Source organism: Catellatospora vulcania (genome assembly GCF_009720385.1).
Taxonomy (GTDB): Bacteria; Actinomycetota; Actinomycetes; order Mycobacteriales; family Micromonosporaceae; genus Catellatospora; species Catellatospora vulcania.
The window spans coordinates 20,990-36,525 of the sequence record NZ_WARX01000031.1; the positions used below are offsets into that span (position 1 = coordinate 20,990).

Consider the following 15,536-nt stretch of genomic DNA (forward strand, 5'->3'; position numbering starts at 1 on the left):
TCGCTCAGGCCGCCGTCTGCTCGGTCTCGGTCCGGGAGTCACGCGGCACGCCTGCGCCCCGCGCAGCCCGGCCCACCGCCGGGCCCGGTCGCCGCCGAACCGCGCCGGCCGCGTCGCAGTGCCGGGCCGCCAGCTCCGGCGAGCCGCCCGAGCCCTCCTGCAGCCAGGTCGCGGCACGGTGGTGCTTGTCGGCACGGGCTCCGCGCGGCAGCTGCCCGTACGCCACCTCGCGCACCACGACGTGCCGGAACAGGTAGATCTGCCCGAACGTGTCGGTGACCGGCCGGCCCGGGGCGCGCCGGAGGAACTCGCGTGCCTCCAGCGCCCGCAGCCGGTGCGCCACCTCGCCCGGGTCCCGTCCGGACACCGCGGCCACCCCCACCGTGCACACCACCTCCCCGAGCACCGCGGCATCCTGCAGCAGCGCCTTCTCGGCCGCGGGCAGCGCGTCGAGGCGCGCGGCCACCAGCCGGTGCACGGTCGAGGGCAGCGCCGTTCCGCCGTCTGCGGCGGCCGCCCCGTCCGCGCCGGGCCGGGCGGCGTCGGCGCGCAGCTGGCGCACGTACTCGACGGCGAACCTCGGCACGCCGCCGACCCGCGCCGGCAGGTCGGCCGGAAGCACCACCGGGTCCGCGCCGGACGGACCCTCCCCCAGCACGGCCAGCAGGTCACGGACGGCGTCGTCCGGCAGCGGGTCCAGGGTCAGCACGGTCGCCGCGGCGGTGCCGCCGCCCCAGTACGGCCGGCGCTCCAGCAGCTCGGCGCGGGCGGTCACCACCACGAGCAACGGCAGCGACACCGACCGGCCCACCAGGTCCTCGATGTAGTCCAGCAGCCGGCCCTCGGCACGGTGCACGTCCTCGAACACCACCACCAGCGGAGCTGCGTCGGCGAACCGCTCGACGAGCCGGTCCACCCCGGTCGCGGCGGCAGCGCCGTCGTCGACCAGCGCGAGCCGGTGCGCCGCGGCGTCCTCGCACCGCCCGAACACCGGACGTGACGGCCCGGCCTCCAGCGTCCGGCCCAGCTCCTCCAGCACCGCGCTCAGCCGCTCACCGCCCAGCGTGCCGACTTGCACCACCGCGCAGCGGGCCTGGACGGCACCGGGAAACTCGGGATCGGCCGCCGCGGCACGGCGGCAGAACTCGGCGACCAGCCCGGTCTTGCCGATGCCCGGTTCCCCCAGCACCGTGGCGAGGTGCGCCCGCCGCTGCCGCGCCACGTCACCGAGCATGCAGCTGAGCAGGCGCAGCTCGTCGGCACGGCCGAACAGCGGCAGGCAGGGCTCGTCTGTCGCGAGGGCCGGGCCCTGCACCGCCCAGCCCGCCAACCCGTCGAGCGGGGCGAAAGCGAACGCGTGCCTGGTCACCGCCCGGGTCGTGTCGCACACCCGCACCTGTCCCGCGACCGCCGCGCCGAGCAGCAGCAGTGAGGTGTCCAGCACACCGCCGTGGACCTCGGCCGGGCCGGCGCCCTCAGCGGGCCGGCTGACCACCGCGTCGCCGCTGGCCACCGCCACCCGGACGGCCAACCGCGGGGCCGATCCCGGCTGCTCGGCGGGATCGAGCCTGCGCAGCAGTTCGCGGGCCGCTTGCACGGCCCGCTCCGCGTCGTCGTCGCGGGTGCGGGGCACGCCGAACCAGGCCGTCCACAACGAGCCGACGACCTCCCTGCGCACCGACCCCCCGAACAGGCCGACCACCGACTCGACGGTCTCGTCCAGCACCTGCCAGGCTTCCTGAAGGTCCTCCGGATCGTGCTCCTGGCCGGAGTCGGCCATCCCCGCACGTAGCAGCAGCACCGTGACGGGCTTGCGCTCGGCCATCGGCGGCGGGTCGGCCTCCGTCGCCGCTGCCAGGTGCAATCCGGCCGGGCGGGCCCGGCGCCGGAACTCCGGCTGGCCGGCCGGAGCCGCCGGGCCGGCGGCCGGCATCCGGGCCGGAACGGCCACCGCGGGCGACGCCGGGCCGGCGGCGGGCACCGCGAGCAGCACCGCGTCGTGGGCCAGGATCGCCCGTTCCAGATCCTGCAACTGCCGGCTCGGGTCGAGACCCAGCTGCTCGATGAGCTGCGTGCGGGTACGGCGATACACGCTGAGCGCGTCCGCCTGCCGGCCCGCCCGGTACAGGGCGAGCATCAGGTTGCCGGCGAGCCGTTCCCGGGGCGGCTGCGCGCCACCGCCCTGGGCCGCCTCGAGCCGGGTGATGACCTCGTGGTGGCGGCCCAGGGCGAGCAGCGCCGCGGCGTGGTCCTCCAGCGCCGCGAGCCGCGCGTTCTGCTCCGCCGCGAGCTCCGGCCAGGCGATCCCGGCCTCGGCGAGGTCGGACAGCACCGGCCCACGCCACAGCGCCAGGGCCTGACCCAGCACCTCTGCCGCCCGCGCCCACTCGGCGGCGGCCAGCAGGTCGCGGCCGGCCGCGGCGAGCTGGTGGAAGCGCCACCGGTCGATCCGCTCCGGAGGCGCCTGCAGCAGGTAGCCGGGTGTGCGGGTGGCCAGTACGACGTCGTCGGCGCCGAGTTCGGTGACACCCCGCGCCGCGGCGATGGCGTTCTGCAGCATCTTGCGCGCGGTCGCCGGCGGTTCCTCGCTCCACAGCGCGCGGATCAGGTCACTGGTCGCCACCACCGCGTTGGCGTGCAGCAGCAGCTTGCCCAGCACGGCTCGCTGATGCAGGCCCCGCAGCGGCACCGGCACGTCGCCCAGCCGCACCTCCAGCGGGCCGAGCAGGCTGAACACGAGCCCGTCCGGCACGACAGGTCCCGCCGTCGGCCCGTGGCCGCCCTCGACCGTCATCTGTTCGCCTTCCGTCCTGCCATGGAGCCGACTTCCCTGCTGCGTTACCAGGCGAAGACGATGAGTGACAGCAGTGGCGCCCAAAGATGACCACGATGTCGCTTCAGGACCACGCCGACGATCGGACCGCAGCCACCGCCCGCCTCGCCTGTCGGCAGACATCCACTGTGGACAGTAATCGATCGAGACGCCGCAGAGTTGTCGAGACAATGAGAAGAACATTAAGGAACGTCACTGCGCCGCCCGCTCCCGCGCCCGCCGGCAACCGGCCACCCGCACCCGACCAGCGGGTACGCTGACCTCCCGGCCTGCGGCACGGGCCTGCACCGATCAGCGAGGAGCACCGCATGACGACGCCGGAACGCGCCCGCCCGGCGCGGGCTCCCCGCGCCGACGCCCTGCGCAACCGCGACCGCCTGCTCGCCGAGGCAGACCGCCTGTTCGCCGCGCACGGCACCGGCGCGTCACTGGAGGACATCGCCAAGCAGGCCGGCGTCGGCATCGGCACCCTCTACCGGCACTTCCCCACCCGGGAGGCGCTGCTGGACGCCCTGCTGCAGCAGCGCTTCGAGCAGCTGTGGGGACGCGCGCACGAGGCCGGATCCGGCTCGCCGTACGCGGCGCTGGCGGCCTGGCTGCGCGAGGCGGCCGGCCAGTCCACCGCGTACCGCGGCCTGCCGTCGTCGATCGCGGCCGCGCTGCGCGACACCACCTCCCACCTGAACACCTCCTGCCAGGCGGTACGCGAGGTCGGTGCGCGACTGCTCGCCGCGGCGCAGGCGGCCGGCGAGGTCAGGACTGATCTGGACGGCACGGACCTGGTGCTGATGGCCAACTCGGCCGCCTGGCTCGCCCAGCAGGACCACGCCGAGGACCGCCTCGACCGCCACCTCGACGTGCTGCTGGCGGGCATCCGCACGCCGCGTCGAGTGGAATAACGGAGGCCGCCTCCGTATCATGTGACCGGACCGCTCGACCGAGCCGCCTGGCCGCACCCGACCGGAGGCAACCCGTGCCCACAGCGTCCCGCACCCACCTGTCCGTGCTCGACCTGGCCTTCCTCAGCGACGGCGGCGACAGCGCACAGGCCCTGGCCGACACCACCGAACTCGCCCGGCACGCCGACGACCTCGGCTACACCCGCTTCTGGGTGGCCGAACACCACAACATGCCCAGCATCGCCAGCACCAGCCCACCGGTGCTCATCGCCCACCTGGCCGCCTCCACCCGCCGCATCCGCATCGGATCCGGCGGCGTGATGCTGCCCAACCATCCCGCGCTCGTCGTCGGCGAGCAGTTCGCCATGCTCGAAGCGCTGCACCCCGGCCGCATCGACCTCGGCGTCGGCCGGGCGCCCGGCACCGACCACCTCACCGCCGCGGCACTACGCCGGCCGCCGGCCGACAGCATCGAACGTGAATTCTCCCGCCACCTGCTCGACGTCCTCGGCCTGCTCGGCGACCCCCGCACCACCGGCGGCATCTGGCAGCGCGTGCACGCCACGCCGCGCGCCGCGAGCAACCCGGCCGTGCTGCTGCTCGGCTCCAGCGACTACAGCGCCCAGCTCGCCGGCAAGCTCGGCCTGCCGTACGCCTTCGCGCACCACTTCGACGCCGGCGACGTCGAACGGGCCCTCGACCTCTACCGCGACGCCTTCACCGCCTCGCCCACCCGCGACCGGCCGTACGCCGTCGTCACCGCGAGCGCGCTCGCCGCCGACACCGACGAGCAGGCACGACGGCTGTCCGCGCCGGGCATCGTGATGCGGGCCCTGGCCCGGCAGGGGATCTTCGCGCCGATGCCCGCGCCGGACACCGCCGCTGCCCACCCGCAGGTCGAGGCCGCCCGCCGCAGTCGCCCGAACCTGATCACCGGTGAGCCCGCAGCCGTCGCGGACCGGCTGGCGGAACTGGCCGCACGCACCGGCGCCGACGAGATCATGCTCGACACCGAGACCCATGGACTGGCCGAACGCAAACGCAGCCTGGAACTGATCGCCGCCGCCTGGGGCCTGCCCGTGGCCGCCGAGCTGCCGGTCGCGGCCGGACGCGCCTGATGCACCGGCACACGTCGGCCGGGCCGCGACACCCCCTGGCGCCACAGCCCGGCCGACGCGCGCGCTCAGGCCTGCCGGATGGCCTCGCCCTCGATCTCGATCTTCAGCTTGTTGCCCAGCATCAGGCCGCCGCCGTCGAGCGTCTTGTTCCAGGTGACGTTGAAGTCCTCGCGGTCGATCTCCGTCGTGGCGGAGAACCCGATGAGCTCACGCCCGAAGCTGCGCTCGATGCCGCCGAACTCGACCGCCAGCTCCACCGTCCGGGTGACGTCCTTGATGGTCAGCTCGCCGGTGAGGGTGAACGTGTCGCCGGAGACCCCGGACACGCCGGTGCTGCGGAAGCCGATCGTCGGGTACTTCTCGGCCTCCAGGAAGTCACCCGAACGCAGGTGGCCGTCGCGGTCGCCGACACCGGTGTCGATGCTGTCGGTCTTGATGACCGCCGTGACGGTCGTGTCCTGCGGCTCGTCCGCGATCACGATCTCCCCGGACACCTCCCGGAACGCCCCGCGCACCTTGCTGACCACCAGGTGCCGCACCACGAAGCCGACCCGCGTGTGCGCCGGGTCCAGGTGGAAGGTGCCGGGCGCGGGGATGGACAGGCCCTGCCAGGTACGGTCTGCCAGCTCGCCAGTGCTCATACTATGACCTTTCCGGATATCCAGGTATATGACTGTTCAACTATACGCAGCCGGATCAGTGCGTCAAGTGTCCGATCAGGACACCCGCTCGGCGTGGAAGCACCCCAGCGACGCTAGCGCCATAACGGGTCGCGATTGCTAACAAACCATTGCAGATCCGGCGATCCTTCACCGAGGACCGAGCGCGAACCGCACCGGGCCCGGCGATCCGGCGACCAGGTCTGCGGCGAGCACACCGAGCAGTGGCGCGAACTTGAACCCGTGACCGGAGAACCCGGCCAGCACGGTGACGGCTCCGTGCCGGTCCACGACGAAGCCGTGGTCCGGTGTGGTCGTGTACAGGCAGGTCGTCGCCGACGCCCCGGCGGCGTCGACCCCCGGCAGCCAAGTCCGCGCATAGTCGGTGAGCTGCCGCAGCGCCTCCGGGTCCACGCGACGATCGCGGCGCTCCGGATCGACGACCGGGCCGGCCCCGTGCAGGCCCACCTTCACTCCGTCGACGCTGCCCAGGCCGTACACATTGGCCCGGTGATGCAGGAAGCTCGGCCAGGCGAGCGGGTCGGCCGCCGGGAAGTGCACCGGCTGCTCCTGGGTGACCCGCAGCCGGGGCAGCCCCGGCACCGCACGCCCGACCAGCTCGGGAGCCCAGCCGCCCACCGCGAGCACCACCGCGTCGGCGGCGAGCACACCGTCACCGGTCACCACCTCCGGCTGCCCGGCCCGCCCGGTCACGATCCGCTCGACGCGCACAGCGTGACGCACCTGAGCCCCACCGGCCGCGGCCACCGCCTGGAACGCCGCGGTCGCCCGGTCGGCGTGCACGCGACCCGCGTCCGGATGGAACAGCACCCGCTCGTCGAAGCGCATACCCGGCCAGCGCTCGGCGGCGGCGTCCGGATCGAGGAAGGCGCACGGGTGCCCCGCGCCGCGCAGCGCGGCGCCGATCGCCTCGATCCGCTCCGCTGTCCCGTGGTCGACCGCTCCGGTCAAGGCCAGGAGCTCCTGCCCGGACTCCTCCTCCAGGCGGCGCCACAGCGGCAGCGATCGTGCGGCGAGGTCCACGTAGAACGGATCGTCATAGGCCAGCCGGAAGATGCGCGAGCTGCCGTGCGAGCTGCCTTTGTCGTGACCGGGTTCGAACTGCTCCAGCAGGGTGACCTCGGCACCCGCCGCGGTCAGCGCCCAAGCCGCGGCCGAGCCCATCACTCCGCCGCCGACCACCACGACACTTCTCATCAGTCCCACACCTTCCACCGGCCATTCGGCGGCGGACGCGGGGCGGGCGCGGCGTCTACCAGCGTCACCTGCCCGCCCTCGACATCGCCAAACCCTGTCGATCAACGCTAACAGCACCCGATCGCAATGTCACCATCACCCATCGGCTTTGTAGCCTTTAAACGCCTGCGGCGAGGTGACCGGTGTACGCCGTCGGCGGCGTCAGCCGACCGCGAGGCGCGTACGGGCGGGTTCGTCACCTGCTGGTCTGCCGGTCGGCCTGACCCGGGTTCACTCACATACCCGCCACTGTCCGGCCTCGTCGTGGTTCAGCCCTCGTCGAGGCAGAGGCAGAAGGGATGCCCGGCCGGGTCGAGCAGCACGCGGATGTTCTCTCGTGGAGAGGCGACAGCGAGCGTGGCACCGAGGGCGAGCGCGTCGGCGACGGCGGATTCGAGGTCGCCGACCTGGAAGTCGAAGTGCATCATCGGCCGCTGCGCGCCCTCGACCGGCGGCCAGACAGGCGGGCGATAGTCGGTAGCCTGCTGGAACACCATGTACACGGCTCCCTGCGGCGGAGCGACGATCGCCGTTCCCGGCTCCTCGTGGACGATCGGCCAGGCGAGCAGGTCGGCGTAGAAGCGCGCCAGCGCGGCAGGGTCGGGCGCCTCGATGGCAGTGCCCCACCACATTCCGGCGGTTCGAGATCGCATCCTCGTATCGTCGCCCCCGGTCCGGCGCACGTCCAGCGAACACCCCCCCGTCATGGCCGGGAAGTCGCTCACCGGACGTTCCCCGAGGCGAGGGACAGTTTCGCGCGGACCGCGTCGGCCTTGGGGTCGCCGAACTCGTCCATGATCGCCAGCGCCCGGTTCCAGGACTCGTGTGCGCCGACAACGTCGCCCTGGGCCAGCAGCGCGTCGCCGAGCCGTTGCAGCGTGTCGGCCTCACCGCCGCGCTGATGCGCCTGCCGGAACAGCGTGATCGCCTGCCGGTAGCAGTCCACGGCACGGACCGGGTCGGACAGGTGCAGGTGGGCCAGCCCGAGGCTGTCCCAGGCGTGCGCCTCGCCCTCGGCCCACCCAAGTTCGGCGAGCAGGTCGCGCGCCTGCTCGCAGGCTTGCACCGTCAGCTCGTACTCGCCGTTGAGGGTGTGGCTCCAGCCCAGGCTGTTGAGGGCACGGGCCTGACCGCGCGTGTCACCGGTACGGCGGAACAGCTCCAGCGCCTGCCTGGCGTGCGCGGAGGTGCGCTGGTAACCGGCCGGGAACTGGCTGAACACCCAGTGCAGGCCGAGGTGGGTGTGCGCCTGCGCGGTCAGGTCACCGGTCGTGACGAACACGTCGAGGGCCTGGTGGAAGTGCTCGGCGGCGGCGTCGTAGCGGCCCATCCGGGCGTTGGTGCGGGCCAGGATCGCCTGCGACCGGGCCTGGGCGTCGACGTCGCCGAGCTGCCGGGCGGCCGACAGCGCGGTCGCCTGGGCGGTCAGCTGCTGCTGCCAGTGACCCTGCTGGAGCAGCAGGTCGGCGACCGCCCAGGCCAGGTGCCAGCACTCGCGCAGCAGCCCCCGCTCGGCCGCGGTCGCGACGAGCCGCAGGATCGTGTCACGCTCGCGGGCGTACCACTGCCTGGCCTGGTCGGCGTCGGCCAGCGGGGCGACGGTCGTGCCGTCGCGCAGCGGGTCGGCGACGATCTCGGACCGCTGCGGCGTCACCAACCGGTTGACCAGGTGCGCGGACTGCACATAGTGGTCGACCAGCCGGTGCAGCGCCTCGCCGGAGCCGCCGCCGGCGACCTCGCGGGCGTACGCGCGCAGCAGGTCGTGCATGGTGTAGCGGTGCGGAACCGGCTCGCCGACCAGGTGGGCCTGGGCCAGGTGGGCCAGCAGCGGCCAGGTCTGGTCGGCCGTCAGCGCGCAGAGGCTGGCCGCCGCGGCGAGCGTGAACTCCTCGCCGGCGTGCGCCCCGGCCAGCTGGAACAGGCGCGCTGCGGCGGCGTCGAGGTCGGCGTAGGACTGGGTGAACACGGCACGCAGGTCGACGGCCGGGTCGGTGTCGGCGAAGGCCGCCAGCGTGCTGGGGCCGGTGTCCAACGAGTGGTCTAGCTCGGCCATGGACAGGCCGGGCCGCAGTGCCGCGCGGGCGGCGACCACGGCCAGCGCCAGCGGCAGCCCGGCGCACCGCGCCACGATGCGCCCGGCGGCGCCCGGGTCGGCGGCGATCCGCGCCGCGCCCAGCTTCGCGCTGAGCAGCAGCTGCGCCTCATCGGCCGGCAGCACGTCCAGCACCAGGGGGTACGCCCCCTCGGTCACGATCAGGGCGGTCAGCCGGCGTCGCGTGGTGACCAGCGCCAGGCTGCCGCCGGTGCCCGGCAGCAGTGGTCGCACCTGGTCGGCGTCGCGCGCGTTGTCCAGCACCACCAGCACGTGCCTGCCCGCCAGCAGCTCCCGGAACACTCCCGTGCGGGCCTCCAGGGTGAACGGCTGCTGCGGCGCGGGCACCCCGAGCGCCTCCAGGAAGCCGCGCAGCACATCGGAGGGATCCGCCGGCTCGCCACCGGGGTCGAACCCGCGCAGGTTGGCGTGCAGCTGCCCGTCGGGAAAGCGGTCCGCGACCCGGTGCGCCCAGTGCACCGCCAGCGTGCTCTTGCCCACGCCCGCGCTGCCGGTGATGAGCACGACCCCCCGGCTGCGGCCGTCGAGCTCGGCGAGCTCCCGGCCCCGCCCGGTGAAGTCGGATGGCGGGGCGGGCAGGTGCCGCGGTCCGGCCGCCGGGACCGCCATCACCTGCTCCCAGGCCTGGGCCCAGCGCCGGGTCTCGGCCGGGCTCACGCCGAGGGCGAGCACGATCGCGTCGAGTACGTCGACCGGCATCGGGGTGGCCCCGGTGAGGTAGCCGGACAGGCTGCTTCGCGGCACTCCCGTACGGGCCTGCAATTCACGCAGGGACACCTTCGGCCGGCCCGTGCCGCGTGCCGCGCGGGTACGCAGGCCGTCCAGCGCCGTGAGCAGTTCCCGCTTCGTGCTGATCTCCACCGGCCGAGTCTGGCATCGATGTCCGAGAGTGTCCAAACCTGTCCGAGCTGGCATGCGACCGCCGGATCCTTCGAGAGGATACGACCTGACCGAGGGACCGATCTTGATGTGCGAGGAGGTGAACCGCAGGTGACGCCCGAACGACAGCAGCCGACGCCGGCAGCGGTCCGGCGTGGCCGCGGGCTACGGACGACGGCCGGGGCGGTGGTCACGGCCGCCGCTGTGGCGGCGCTGCTCGCCGCAGGAGCCGCCCGGGGCGGCGGCGTGGCCCCGCCCCCGACGCCCGGCGCGCCGCTGACCCACGAGGAACGCGCCGAACTGTCCTATGCCGAGCAGATCCTGATCGCCCGGTGCATGACCGCGGCCGGCTTCGACTACCAGGCGCTGCCGGTCGCGTCGGGCGAGCAGCGGGACTTCCCCTACGTCGTCGACGACCCCGGGTGGGCGCGGCGGCACGGTTATGGCGCCGACCTGCGGGCCGCCGCGGAGCAGGCCCGGCAGGCCCATCCCCACCAGGCCTACCTGACCAGCCTCACCGAGGCGCAGCGGCGGCGCTACCAGGAGGTCTACCAGGGCACCGGCCAGCGGCAGCTGTCGGTCCAGGTGCCCGGCGGCCCGCGGATCACCATGGACAGCGTGTCGTGCCTGGCCACGGCTCGCACGGCGCTCTACGGGGACCTTGCCACCTGGTTCGGCGCGTCGACGATCGCGGAGAACCTACGCCCCCTGGTCGTGCCCGCGGTCACCGCCGACGTCCGCTACCGGCGGGCACTCGCCGGCTGGAGCGCGTGCGTGCATGAGCACGGCTACGTGGCAGACACCCCCGCGCAGCTGCGCGCCGACACCGGCGCTCCCGAGCGGGCCCGCGCCGCGGTGGAAGCCGACTGCGCGGTCCGGACCGGGCTGGGCGTGCTGGCCCGCGCGGTCCACGAAGAGCACCTGGCGGCCGTCAGCCGGGAACACGGCGACCCCGTCAGGCATCTGCGGGACATCCAGCGCGCCGCGCTGCCGATGGCCCGCGACCTCATCACCCGAGAGAAGGAGGCACCGTGCGCTCACTGCGCGCCGCGATGATCACCCTGACCGCCGCGGCCACCCTCACCGTCCCCGCACCGGCACAGGCCGCGTCCGGGGGTCCGACCGGCGAGACCTTCGGTGTGACCACCGTCGTCGCGCCCGCCGCGAGCTGGAGCTGCCCTGCGGGCTACTTCTGCATCTGGCGATACACGAATCCGGGCTCCAACACCAACCGCTACAGCTGGTACGGCAACGACGGCGACTACCGCAACAACCACTGGGACGACGGCGCCACTGTCGACAACACCCCGTCGGCGGCCTGGAACGCGAGCAACCAAAGCAATGTCGTGCGCTTCTGGCCCGGCGTCAACTACTCGTTCACCAGCGCGCACGACTTCTTCCTCTGCCTGAATCCGGGGCAGAAGATCCCGGACCTGCGCGACTTCGGCCTCGACTTCGACAACACCGGCTCGTCGCACATGTTCGTCGATCAATGCGCCTACTGAGCAGACCTCACCGGCCCGTCGCGTCCTGCGGCGTGCCGTCCCCGATCGAACGGAGTTCCCCGTGAGAAGGTATCTGGCCGCACTTGCGGCTGCCCTCGTCGCCATGACGGCGTCGACCCTGGTGGCCACGCCGGCCCAGGCGACGGCCTACCGCGACTGCCCCTACCCGTACGTGTGCCTGTACACCGGCACGTACAGCAGCGGGACCAAGCTCGCCCAGTACCAGGACGCGGTCTACCAGAACATGGCCACGAACCTGCGCAACCAGGCGGACTCGGTGGTCAACACCCGTAACGACGACTCGGTGTGGCTGCTGGACACCCTGCCCAGCCCGGACCGCTACCTGTGCATCCCGCGCAACACCCGGGTCAACCTGGGCGACTACACCAACCCCGACGGCGGCACCTGGGCCAACGACGTGGACACGATCCGCATCTGGGGCGACCCGGACGACGGCAAGTGCGGCGGCTCGTACACGGTCAAGCAGGGCACCGTGCCCGACGGCTGGCGCGGGTAGCACACCCGGGTCAGAGGAGACGGTGGCGGCGCCCGACGCGGCGCCGCCACCTCGCCGCGGCTGAGGCCGCGGTCCGGCGCGCGCCCGACCCCGGCATATGCTCGCAGGCATGTCCGACGACAGCGAGCGGCCCGCCCGGGTCGACGACGTTCACGAGCTGGCCCTGGCCATGCCGCACGTCACCGTCGAGTACGGATCCGGGGAGAACCCCGTCTACCAGGTCGGCGGGAAGTCGTTCATCTTCTTCCGCAATCCTCGGCCGGACGCCGTCGACCCCGACACCGGCGAGCGCTACCCCGACGTGATCGTCTTCTGGGTCGGCTCGGATGCCGACAAGCAGGCGATGGTCCAGGACGAGTCCTCGCCGTACTTCACCACGGCGCATTTCAACGGGCACCCGTCGGTGCTGCTGCGGGCCTGCCGGGTCGGCGAGATCAGCCGCGGCGAGCTGGCCGAGCTGGTCCAGGACGCCTGGCTGTCGCGCGCTTCGGCTCGCCGCGCGTCCGCCTGGCTGGCCGAGCACCCGCCGGCCTGAGCAGCACGCCGTCAGCGCGTCTTGACCATGCGTACGGCGAGGTCGGCGTACAGAGCGCCGATGTCCTCGGGGGCGCGGCGGCCGGAGGTGCGGTACCAGCGGGCGACGTCGACGGTCAGGGACAGCAGGGCCAAGCCGGTGCCGGGGATGTCGGGGACGTCGAAGACGCCCTGCTCGACCCCGTGTTCGAGGGTCGCCCGGACCAGCAGGTCCATCTCGTGGCGCAGTGCCGTGATCTCGGTCAGGTGCTCGGGTTCGAGGGCGGTCAGCTCGTACGAGATGACGCGGGCCGGGGTGTGGAACAGGGCGTGCCAGGCGGCGAAGTCGCCGATGACGTCGCGCAGCTGCTGCTCGGGGTCGGTGCTGCGGGCGGCCGCGGCGCGCAGGGCGACCAGCGAGTGGCGGTGCCCGATGAGGCAGATGCGGTGCAGCAGCTCTTCCTTGGAGCGGTAGTGCACGTACACCCCGGCGGGGCTCATGCCGACCCGGGTGGCGATGTCGCGGGTGGTGGTGGCGTGGTAGCCGCGTTCGGCGAAGGCCTGGACCGCGGCGATGAGCAGCCGCCGGGCGGGCGCGGGCGACACGTCGTGCCAGGCCCGGTCCAGCATCGCGACCTCGTCGAGGTCGGCGGCGGCGGTGTTCATGCGGGGTCCTCCCAGGGCTGCGGGCGGGCGTTGACATCACCCTTCCATACCGGCATCCTAAGCAAGCGCTTAGTCAGTTCGCCAGCCTTCACCGTGGAAGGGTTTTCCCATGGCCTTCGCCAACCTGGACGACGTGCGTGCCGCCGTCGGCACCGTCGTCAACACCAGCGAGTGGTTGGAGATCGATCAGAAGCGGGTCGACATGTTCGCCGAGGCCACCGGCGACCTGCAGTGGATCCACACCGACCCGGCCCGCGCCGCGTCGGGGCCGTTCGGCACCACCATCGCGCACGGCTACCTGACGCTGTCGCTCATCCCGTTCCTGGCCGGCGACGCGCTGCGGGTGCCGGGCGTGAAGATGGGCGTCAACTACGGCACCAACAAGGTGCGCTTCCCCGCCCCGGTGCCGGTCGGCTCGCGGGTGCGGGCGACGGTGAAGCTGCTGTCGGTCGAGGATGTCACCGGCGGCGTGCAGCTGACCTCGCAGGTGACCATCGAGCGTGAGGGCGGCGACAAGCCGGTCTGCGTCGCCGAGACCGTGTCGCGGATGTACCTCTGATGGCCGCCGTCATGCGGGCCTGGCAGGTCGCCGCCAATGGCGAGCCGGGCGACGTGATGAGCCTGGTCGAGACCGAGGTGCCGACCCCGGGTCCGAACCAGCTGCTGGTACGCGTGCGCGCCTCCGCGCTGAACTTTCCGGACGTGCTGCTGGTGCGCGGGCAGTACCAGGTGCGGCCGCCGCTGCCGTTCACCCCGGGGGTGGAGCTGTGCGGCGAGGTCGTCGCCGCCGGGGCCGAGGTCACCGGGTTCGCCGAGGGCGACCGGGTCATCGGCACCACCGCGCTGCCCTCCGGCGCGCTGGCCGAGTACGCACTGGTCGAGGCCGCGGACGCGTTCCCCGCCCCGGCCGCGCTGGACGACGTGCAGGCCTCGGCGATGCACATCGCGTACCAGACGGGCTGGTTCTCGCTGCACCGCCGGGCCCGGCTGCAGGCGGGCGAGACGCTGCTGATCCACGCGGGCGCGGGCGGGGTCGGCAGTGCCGCGATCCAGCTCGGCAAGGCCGCGGGCGCGACCGTGATCGCGGTCGTCGGCGGGGCCGCCAAGGCCGAGGTCGCGGCGAAGCTCGGTGCGGACCTCGTGATCGACCGCCGCGAGCAGGACTTCATCAAAGCGGTGAAGGCCGCCACGGGCGGCCGCGGCGCAGACGTGATCTTCGACCCGGTGGGCGGCGACGCGTACACGGGCTCGGCCAAGTGCGTGGCGTTCGAGGGCCGCATCCTGGTCGTCGGCTTCGCGGGCGGCACCGTGCCGACACCCGGGCTCAACCACGCCCTGGTGAAGAACTACTCGATCGTGGGCGTGCACTGGGGCCTGTACCGGCAGCTCGACCCGGCGCTGGTCGTGCAGGCGCACGAGACGCTGTGCGGGCTGGCCGCCGACGGGGTGGTCCAGCCACTGATCGGCGGCGTGCTCAGCCTCGACGAGGCCGTGGACGGGCTGACCCGCCTCGGCGCGGGCGAGACCGTCGGCCGCCTGGTGGTGCGGCCGTGACCGACCCCAAGGGACTTGATCTCTCCACACTGCGGTCCTTCCTGGACCGGGCACGTCCCGGACTCGTCAGCGGCGAGCTGACCGGGGAGCTGATCCCCGGCGGCAAGTCCAACCTGACCTACCGGGTCGCCGACGACGCGCAGCGCTGGGTGGTGCGCCGCCCGCCGCTCGGGCACGTGCTGTCCACCGCCCACGACATGTCCCGCGAGTACCGGGTGATCTCGGCGCTGGGCGGGACGCGGGTGCCGGTGCCGGGCACGGTGGCGCTGTGTGAGGACCCCGAGGTCATCGGGGCGCCGTTCTACGTGATGGAACACGTCGACGGGACCGTGTGGCGCACCGCGGGGCAGACCGCGACGCTGGGCGCCGAGCGCGTCGGGTCGCTGTCGCTGGCGCTGATGGACGTGCTCGCCGACCTGCACGCGGTCGACCCGGCCGCGGTCGGGCTCGGCGACTTCGGCAAGCCGGAGGGTTACCTGGCCCGGCAGCTGCGCCGCTGGAGCACCCAGCTGCAGCACTCGCACAACCGCGAGCTGCCCGGCCTGGCCGAGCTGCACGACGACCTGGTGGCGCGGATGCCCGCGCAGGCCACGCAGGTGTCGATCCTGCACGGCGACTACCGGCTCGACAACTGCATCGTCGGGCCGGGCGACCAGATCGTCGCGGTGCTCGACTGGGAGATGGCGACCATCGGCGATCCACTCGCCGACCTGGGCCTGTTCCTGTGCTACTGGCGCATGTGGACCGAGCCGGTCATGGAAGGCCTGTTCGGCGACCCTCCCCCGCCGGGGATCTTCCCGACGTCGGCGCAGATGGCGGCCCGGTATGCCGCCCGGCGCGGCGCGGACCTGTCGGAACTGCCGTGGTACGTCGCGTTCGCGCACTACAAGCTCGTCGGGATCCTCGAAGGCATCCATTACCGGTACCTCGCCGGGCAGACGGTCGGCGAGGGCTTCGACCGCGTCGGCGCGATGGTCCCGCACCTGATCAAGCTCGGTCACCGCACGCTGCAGGAGGCGTAAG

Annotated in this window: 15 protein-coding genes; 9 read left to right on the forward strand and 6 right to left on the reverse strand. The window is 73.2% G+C overall.

The features are described 5' to 3' along the window. Positions 1–4: 4 nt before the first annotated feature. Positions 5–2,794, reverse strand: coding sequence for a BTAD domain-containing putative transcriptional regulator (locus F6W97_RS36420; RefSeq protein WP_196279485.1), 2,790 nt, complete (start codon positions 2,792–2,794; stop codon positions 5–7). Between the two features lie 347 nt (positions 2,795–3,141). Between F6W97_RS36420 and F6W97_RS36425 the strand changes: the two genes are divergently transcribed. Further along, on the forward strand, positions 3,142–3,732 hold the full coding sequence (locus F6W97_RS36425) for a TetR/AcrR family transcriptional regulator (RefSeq protein ID WP_155375133.1): 591 nt from the start codon (positions 3,142–3,144) through the stop codon (positions 3,730–3,732). Positions 3,733–3,806: 74 nt separating this feature from the next. After that, positions 3,807–4,850: an LLM class flavin-dependent oxidoreductase gene (locus F6W97_RS36430; RefSeq protein ID WP_230687269.1), complete on the forward strand. Its 1,044-nt coding sequence runs from the start codon at positions 3,807–3,809 to the stop codon at positions 4,848–4,850. A gap of 65 nt (positions 4,851–4,915) precedes the next feature. Here the strand turns inward: F6W97_RS36430 and F6W97_RS36435 are convergent, their stop codons facing one another. The 4 genes from F6W97_RS36435 to F6W97_RS36450 all read right to left on the reverse strand — a co-directional run bounded on the left by F6W97_RS36435 (position 4,916) and on the right by F6W97_RS36450 (position 9,740). Beyond that, entirely contained in the window at positions 4,916–5,491 is a 576-nt protein-coding gene (locus F6W97_RS36435; protein ID WP_155375134.1) for a YceI family protein, read from the reverse strand. Between the two features lie 168 nt (positions 5,492–5,659). Next, positions 5,660–6,727 (reverse strand): FAD-dependent oxidoreductase, encoded by a 1,068-nt coding sequence (locus tag F6W97_RS36440; RefSeq protein ID WP_155375135.1) that lies wholly within the window; start codon positions 6,725–6,727, stop codon positions 5,660–5,662. A 308-nt stretch (positions 6,728–7,035) separates the two neighbouring features. Continuing rightward, positions 7,036–7,419 (reverse strand): VOC family protein, encoded by a 384-nt coding sequence (locus tag F6W97_RS36445; protein WP_230687270.1) that lies wholly within the window; start codon positions 7,417–7,419, stop codon positions 7,036–7,038. A 68-nt stretch (positions 7,420–7,487) separates the two neighbouring features. Then, positions 7,488–9,740, reverse strand: a complete 2,253-nt coding sequence (locus tag F6W97_RS36450) for a tetratricopeptide repeat protein (RefSeq protein WP_196279486.1) — start codon at positions 9,738–9,740, stop codon at positions 7,488–7,490. Positions 9,741–9,869: 129 nt separating this feature from the next. Here F6W97_RS36450 and F6W97_RS36455 point away from each other — a divergent pair, with 129 nt between their 5' ends. From F6W97_RS36455 to F6W97_RS36470, 4 genes are all read left to right on the forward strand, one after another. After that, positions 9,870–10,814, forward strand: a complete 945-nt coding sequence (locus F6W97_RS36455) for a hypothetical protein (RefSeq protein WP_155375137.1) — start codon at positions 9,870–9,872, stop codon at positions 10,812–10,814. Continuing rightward, positions 10,790–11,263 carry a peptidase inhibitor family I36 protein gene (locus F6W97_RS36460; protein ID WP_155375138.1) on the forward strand — a complete coding sequence of 158 codons (474 nt, stop codon included), beginning with the start codon at positions 10,790–10,792 and terminating at the stop codon, positions 11,261–11,263. Before F6W97_RS36455 ends, F6W97_RS36460 begins: the two co-directional genes overlap by 25 nt. Before the next feature lie 61 nt (positions 11,264–11,324). Further along, entirely contained in the window at positions 11,325–11,780 is a 456-nt protein-coding gene (locus tag F6W97_RS36465) for a peptidase inhibitor family I36 protein (protein WP_230687271.1), read from the forward strand. A 109-nt stretch (positions 11,781–11,889) separates the two neighbouring features. Next, the gene (locus F6W97_RS36470; RefSeq protein WP_155375139.1) at positions 11,890–12,315 is read left to right on the forward strand and encodes an MmcQ/YjbR family DNA-binding protein; all 426 of its coding nucleotides are present in this window, start codon (positions 11,890–11,892) and stop codon (positions 12,313–12,315) included. 11 nt (positions 12,316–12,326) lie between these two features. Here the strand turns inward: F6W97_RS36470 and F6W97_RS36475 are convergent, their stop codons facing one another. Continuing rightward, positions 12,327–12,959, reverse strand: coding sequence for a TetR/AcrR family transcriptional regulator (locus F6W97_RS36475; protein WP_196279487.1), 633 nt, complete (start codon positions 12,957–12,959; stop codon positions 12,327–12,329). 109 nt (positions 12,960–13,068) lie between these two features. Between F6W97_RS36475 and F6W97_RS36480 the strand changes: the two genes are divergently transcribed. Genes F6W97_RS36480 through F6W97_RS36490 form a run of 3 tightly spaced genes read left to right on the forward strand, consistent with a single transcriptional unit; the run spans position 13,069 to position 15,535 of the window. Beyond that, a complete protein-coding gene (locus tag F6W97_RS36480) occupies positions 13,069–13,518 on the forward strand; it encodes a MaoC family dehydratase (protein ID WP_155375140.1) in 450 nt (149 codons plus the stop codon). Beyond that, positions 13,518–14,513 carry an NADPH:quinone oxidoreductase family protein gene (locus tag F6W97_RS36485; RefSeq protein WP_230687272.1) on the forward strand — a complete coding sequence of 332 codons (996 nt, stop codon included), beginning with the start codon at positions 13,518–13,520 and terminating at the stop codon, positions 14,511–14,513. Before F6W97_RS36480 ends, F6W97_RS36485 begins: the two co-directional genes overlap by 1 nt. Beyond that, a complete protein-coding gene (locus tag F6W97_RS36490) occupies positions 14,510–15,535 on the forward strand; it encodes a phosphotransferase family protein (protein WP_155375141.1) in 1,026 nt (341 codons plus the stop codon). Before F6W97_RS36485 ends, F6W97_RS36490 begins: the two co-directional genes overlap by 4 nt. Position 15,536: the final 1 nt, after the last annotated feature.

What these genes read in the sequence shown, in the direction of transcription:
- F6W97_RS36445 (WP_230687270.1), bottom strand. Translation starts at nt 7,419, where the DNA reads ATGCGATCTCGAACCGCCGGAATGTGGTGGGGCACTGCCATCGAGGCG.
- F6W97_RS36485 (WP_230687272.1), top strand. Translation starts at nt 13,518, where the DNA reads ATGGCCGCCGTCATGCGGGCCTGGCAGGTCGCCGCCAATGGCGAGCCG.
- F6W97_RS36470 (WP_155375139.1), top strand. Translation starts at nt 11,890, where the DNA reads ATGTCCGACGACAGCGAGCGGCCCGCCCGGGTCGACGACGTTCACGAG.
- F6W97_RS36435 (WP_155375134.1), bottom strand. Translation starts at nt 5,491, where the DNA reads ATGAGCACTGGCGAGCTGGCAGACCGTACCTGGCAGGGCCTGTCCATC.
- F6W97_RS36425 (WP_155375133.1), top strand. Translation starts at nt 3,142, where the DNA reads ATGACGACGCCGGAACGCGCCCGCCCGGCGCGGGCTCCCCGCGCCGAC.
- F6W97_RS36475 (WP_196279487.1), bottom strand. Translation starts at nt 12,959, where the DNA reads ATGAACACCGCCGCCGCCGACCTCGACGAGGTCGCGATGCTGGACCGG.
- F6W97_RS36480 (WP_155375140.1), top strand. Translation starts at nt 13,069, where the DNA reads ATGGCCTTCGCCAACCTGGACGACGTGCGTGCCGCCGTCGGCACCGTC.
- F6W97_RS36440 (WP_155375135.1), bottom strand. Translation starts at nt 6,727, where the DNA reads ATGAGAAGTGTCGTGGTGGTCGGCGGCGGAGTGATGGGCTCGGCCGCG.
- F6W97_RS36420 (WP_196279485.1), bottom strand. Translation starts at nt 2,794, where the DNA reads ATGACGGTCGAGGGCGGCCACGGGCCGACGGCGGGACCTGTCGTGCCG.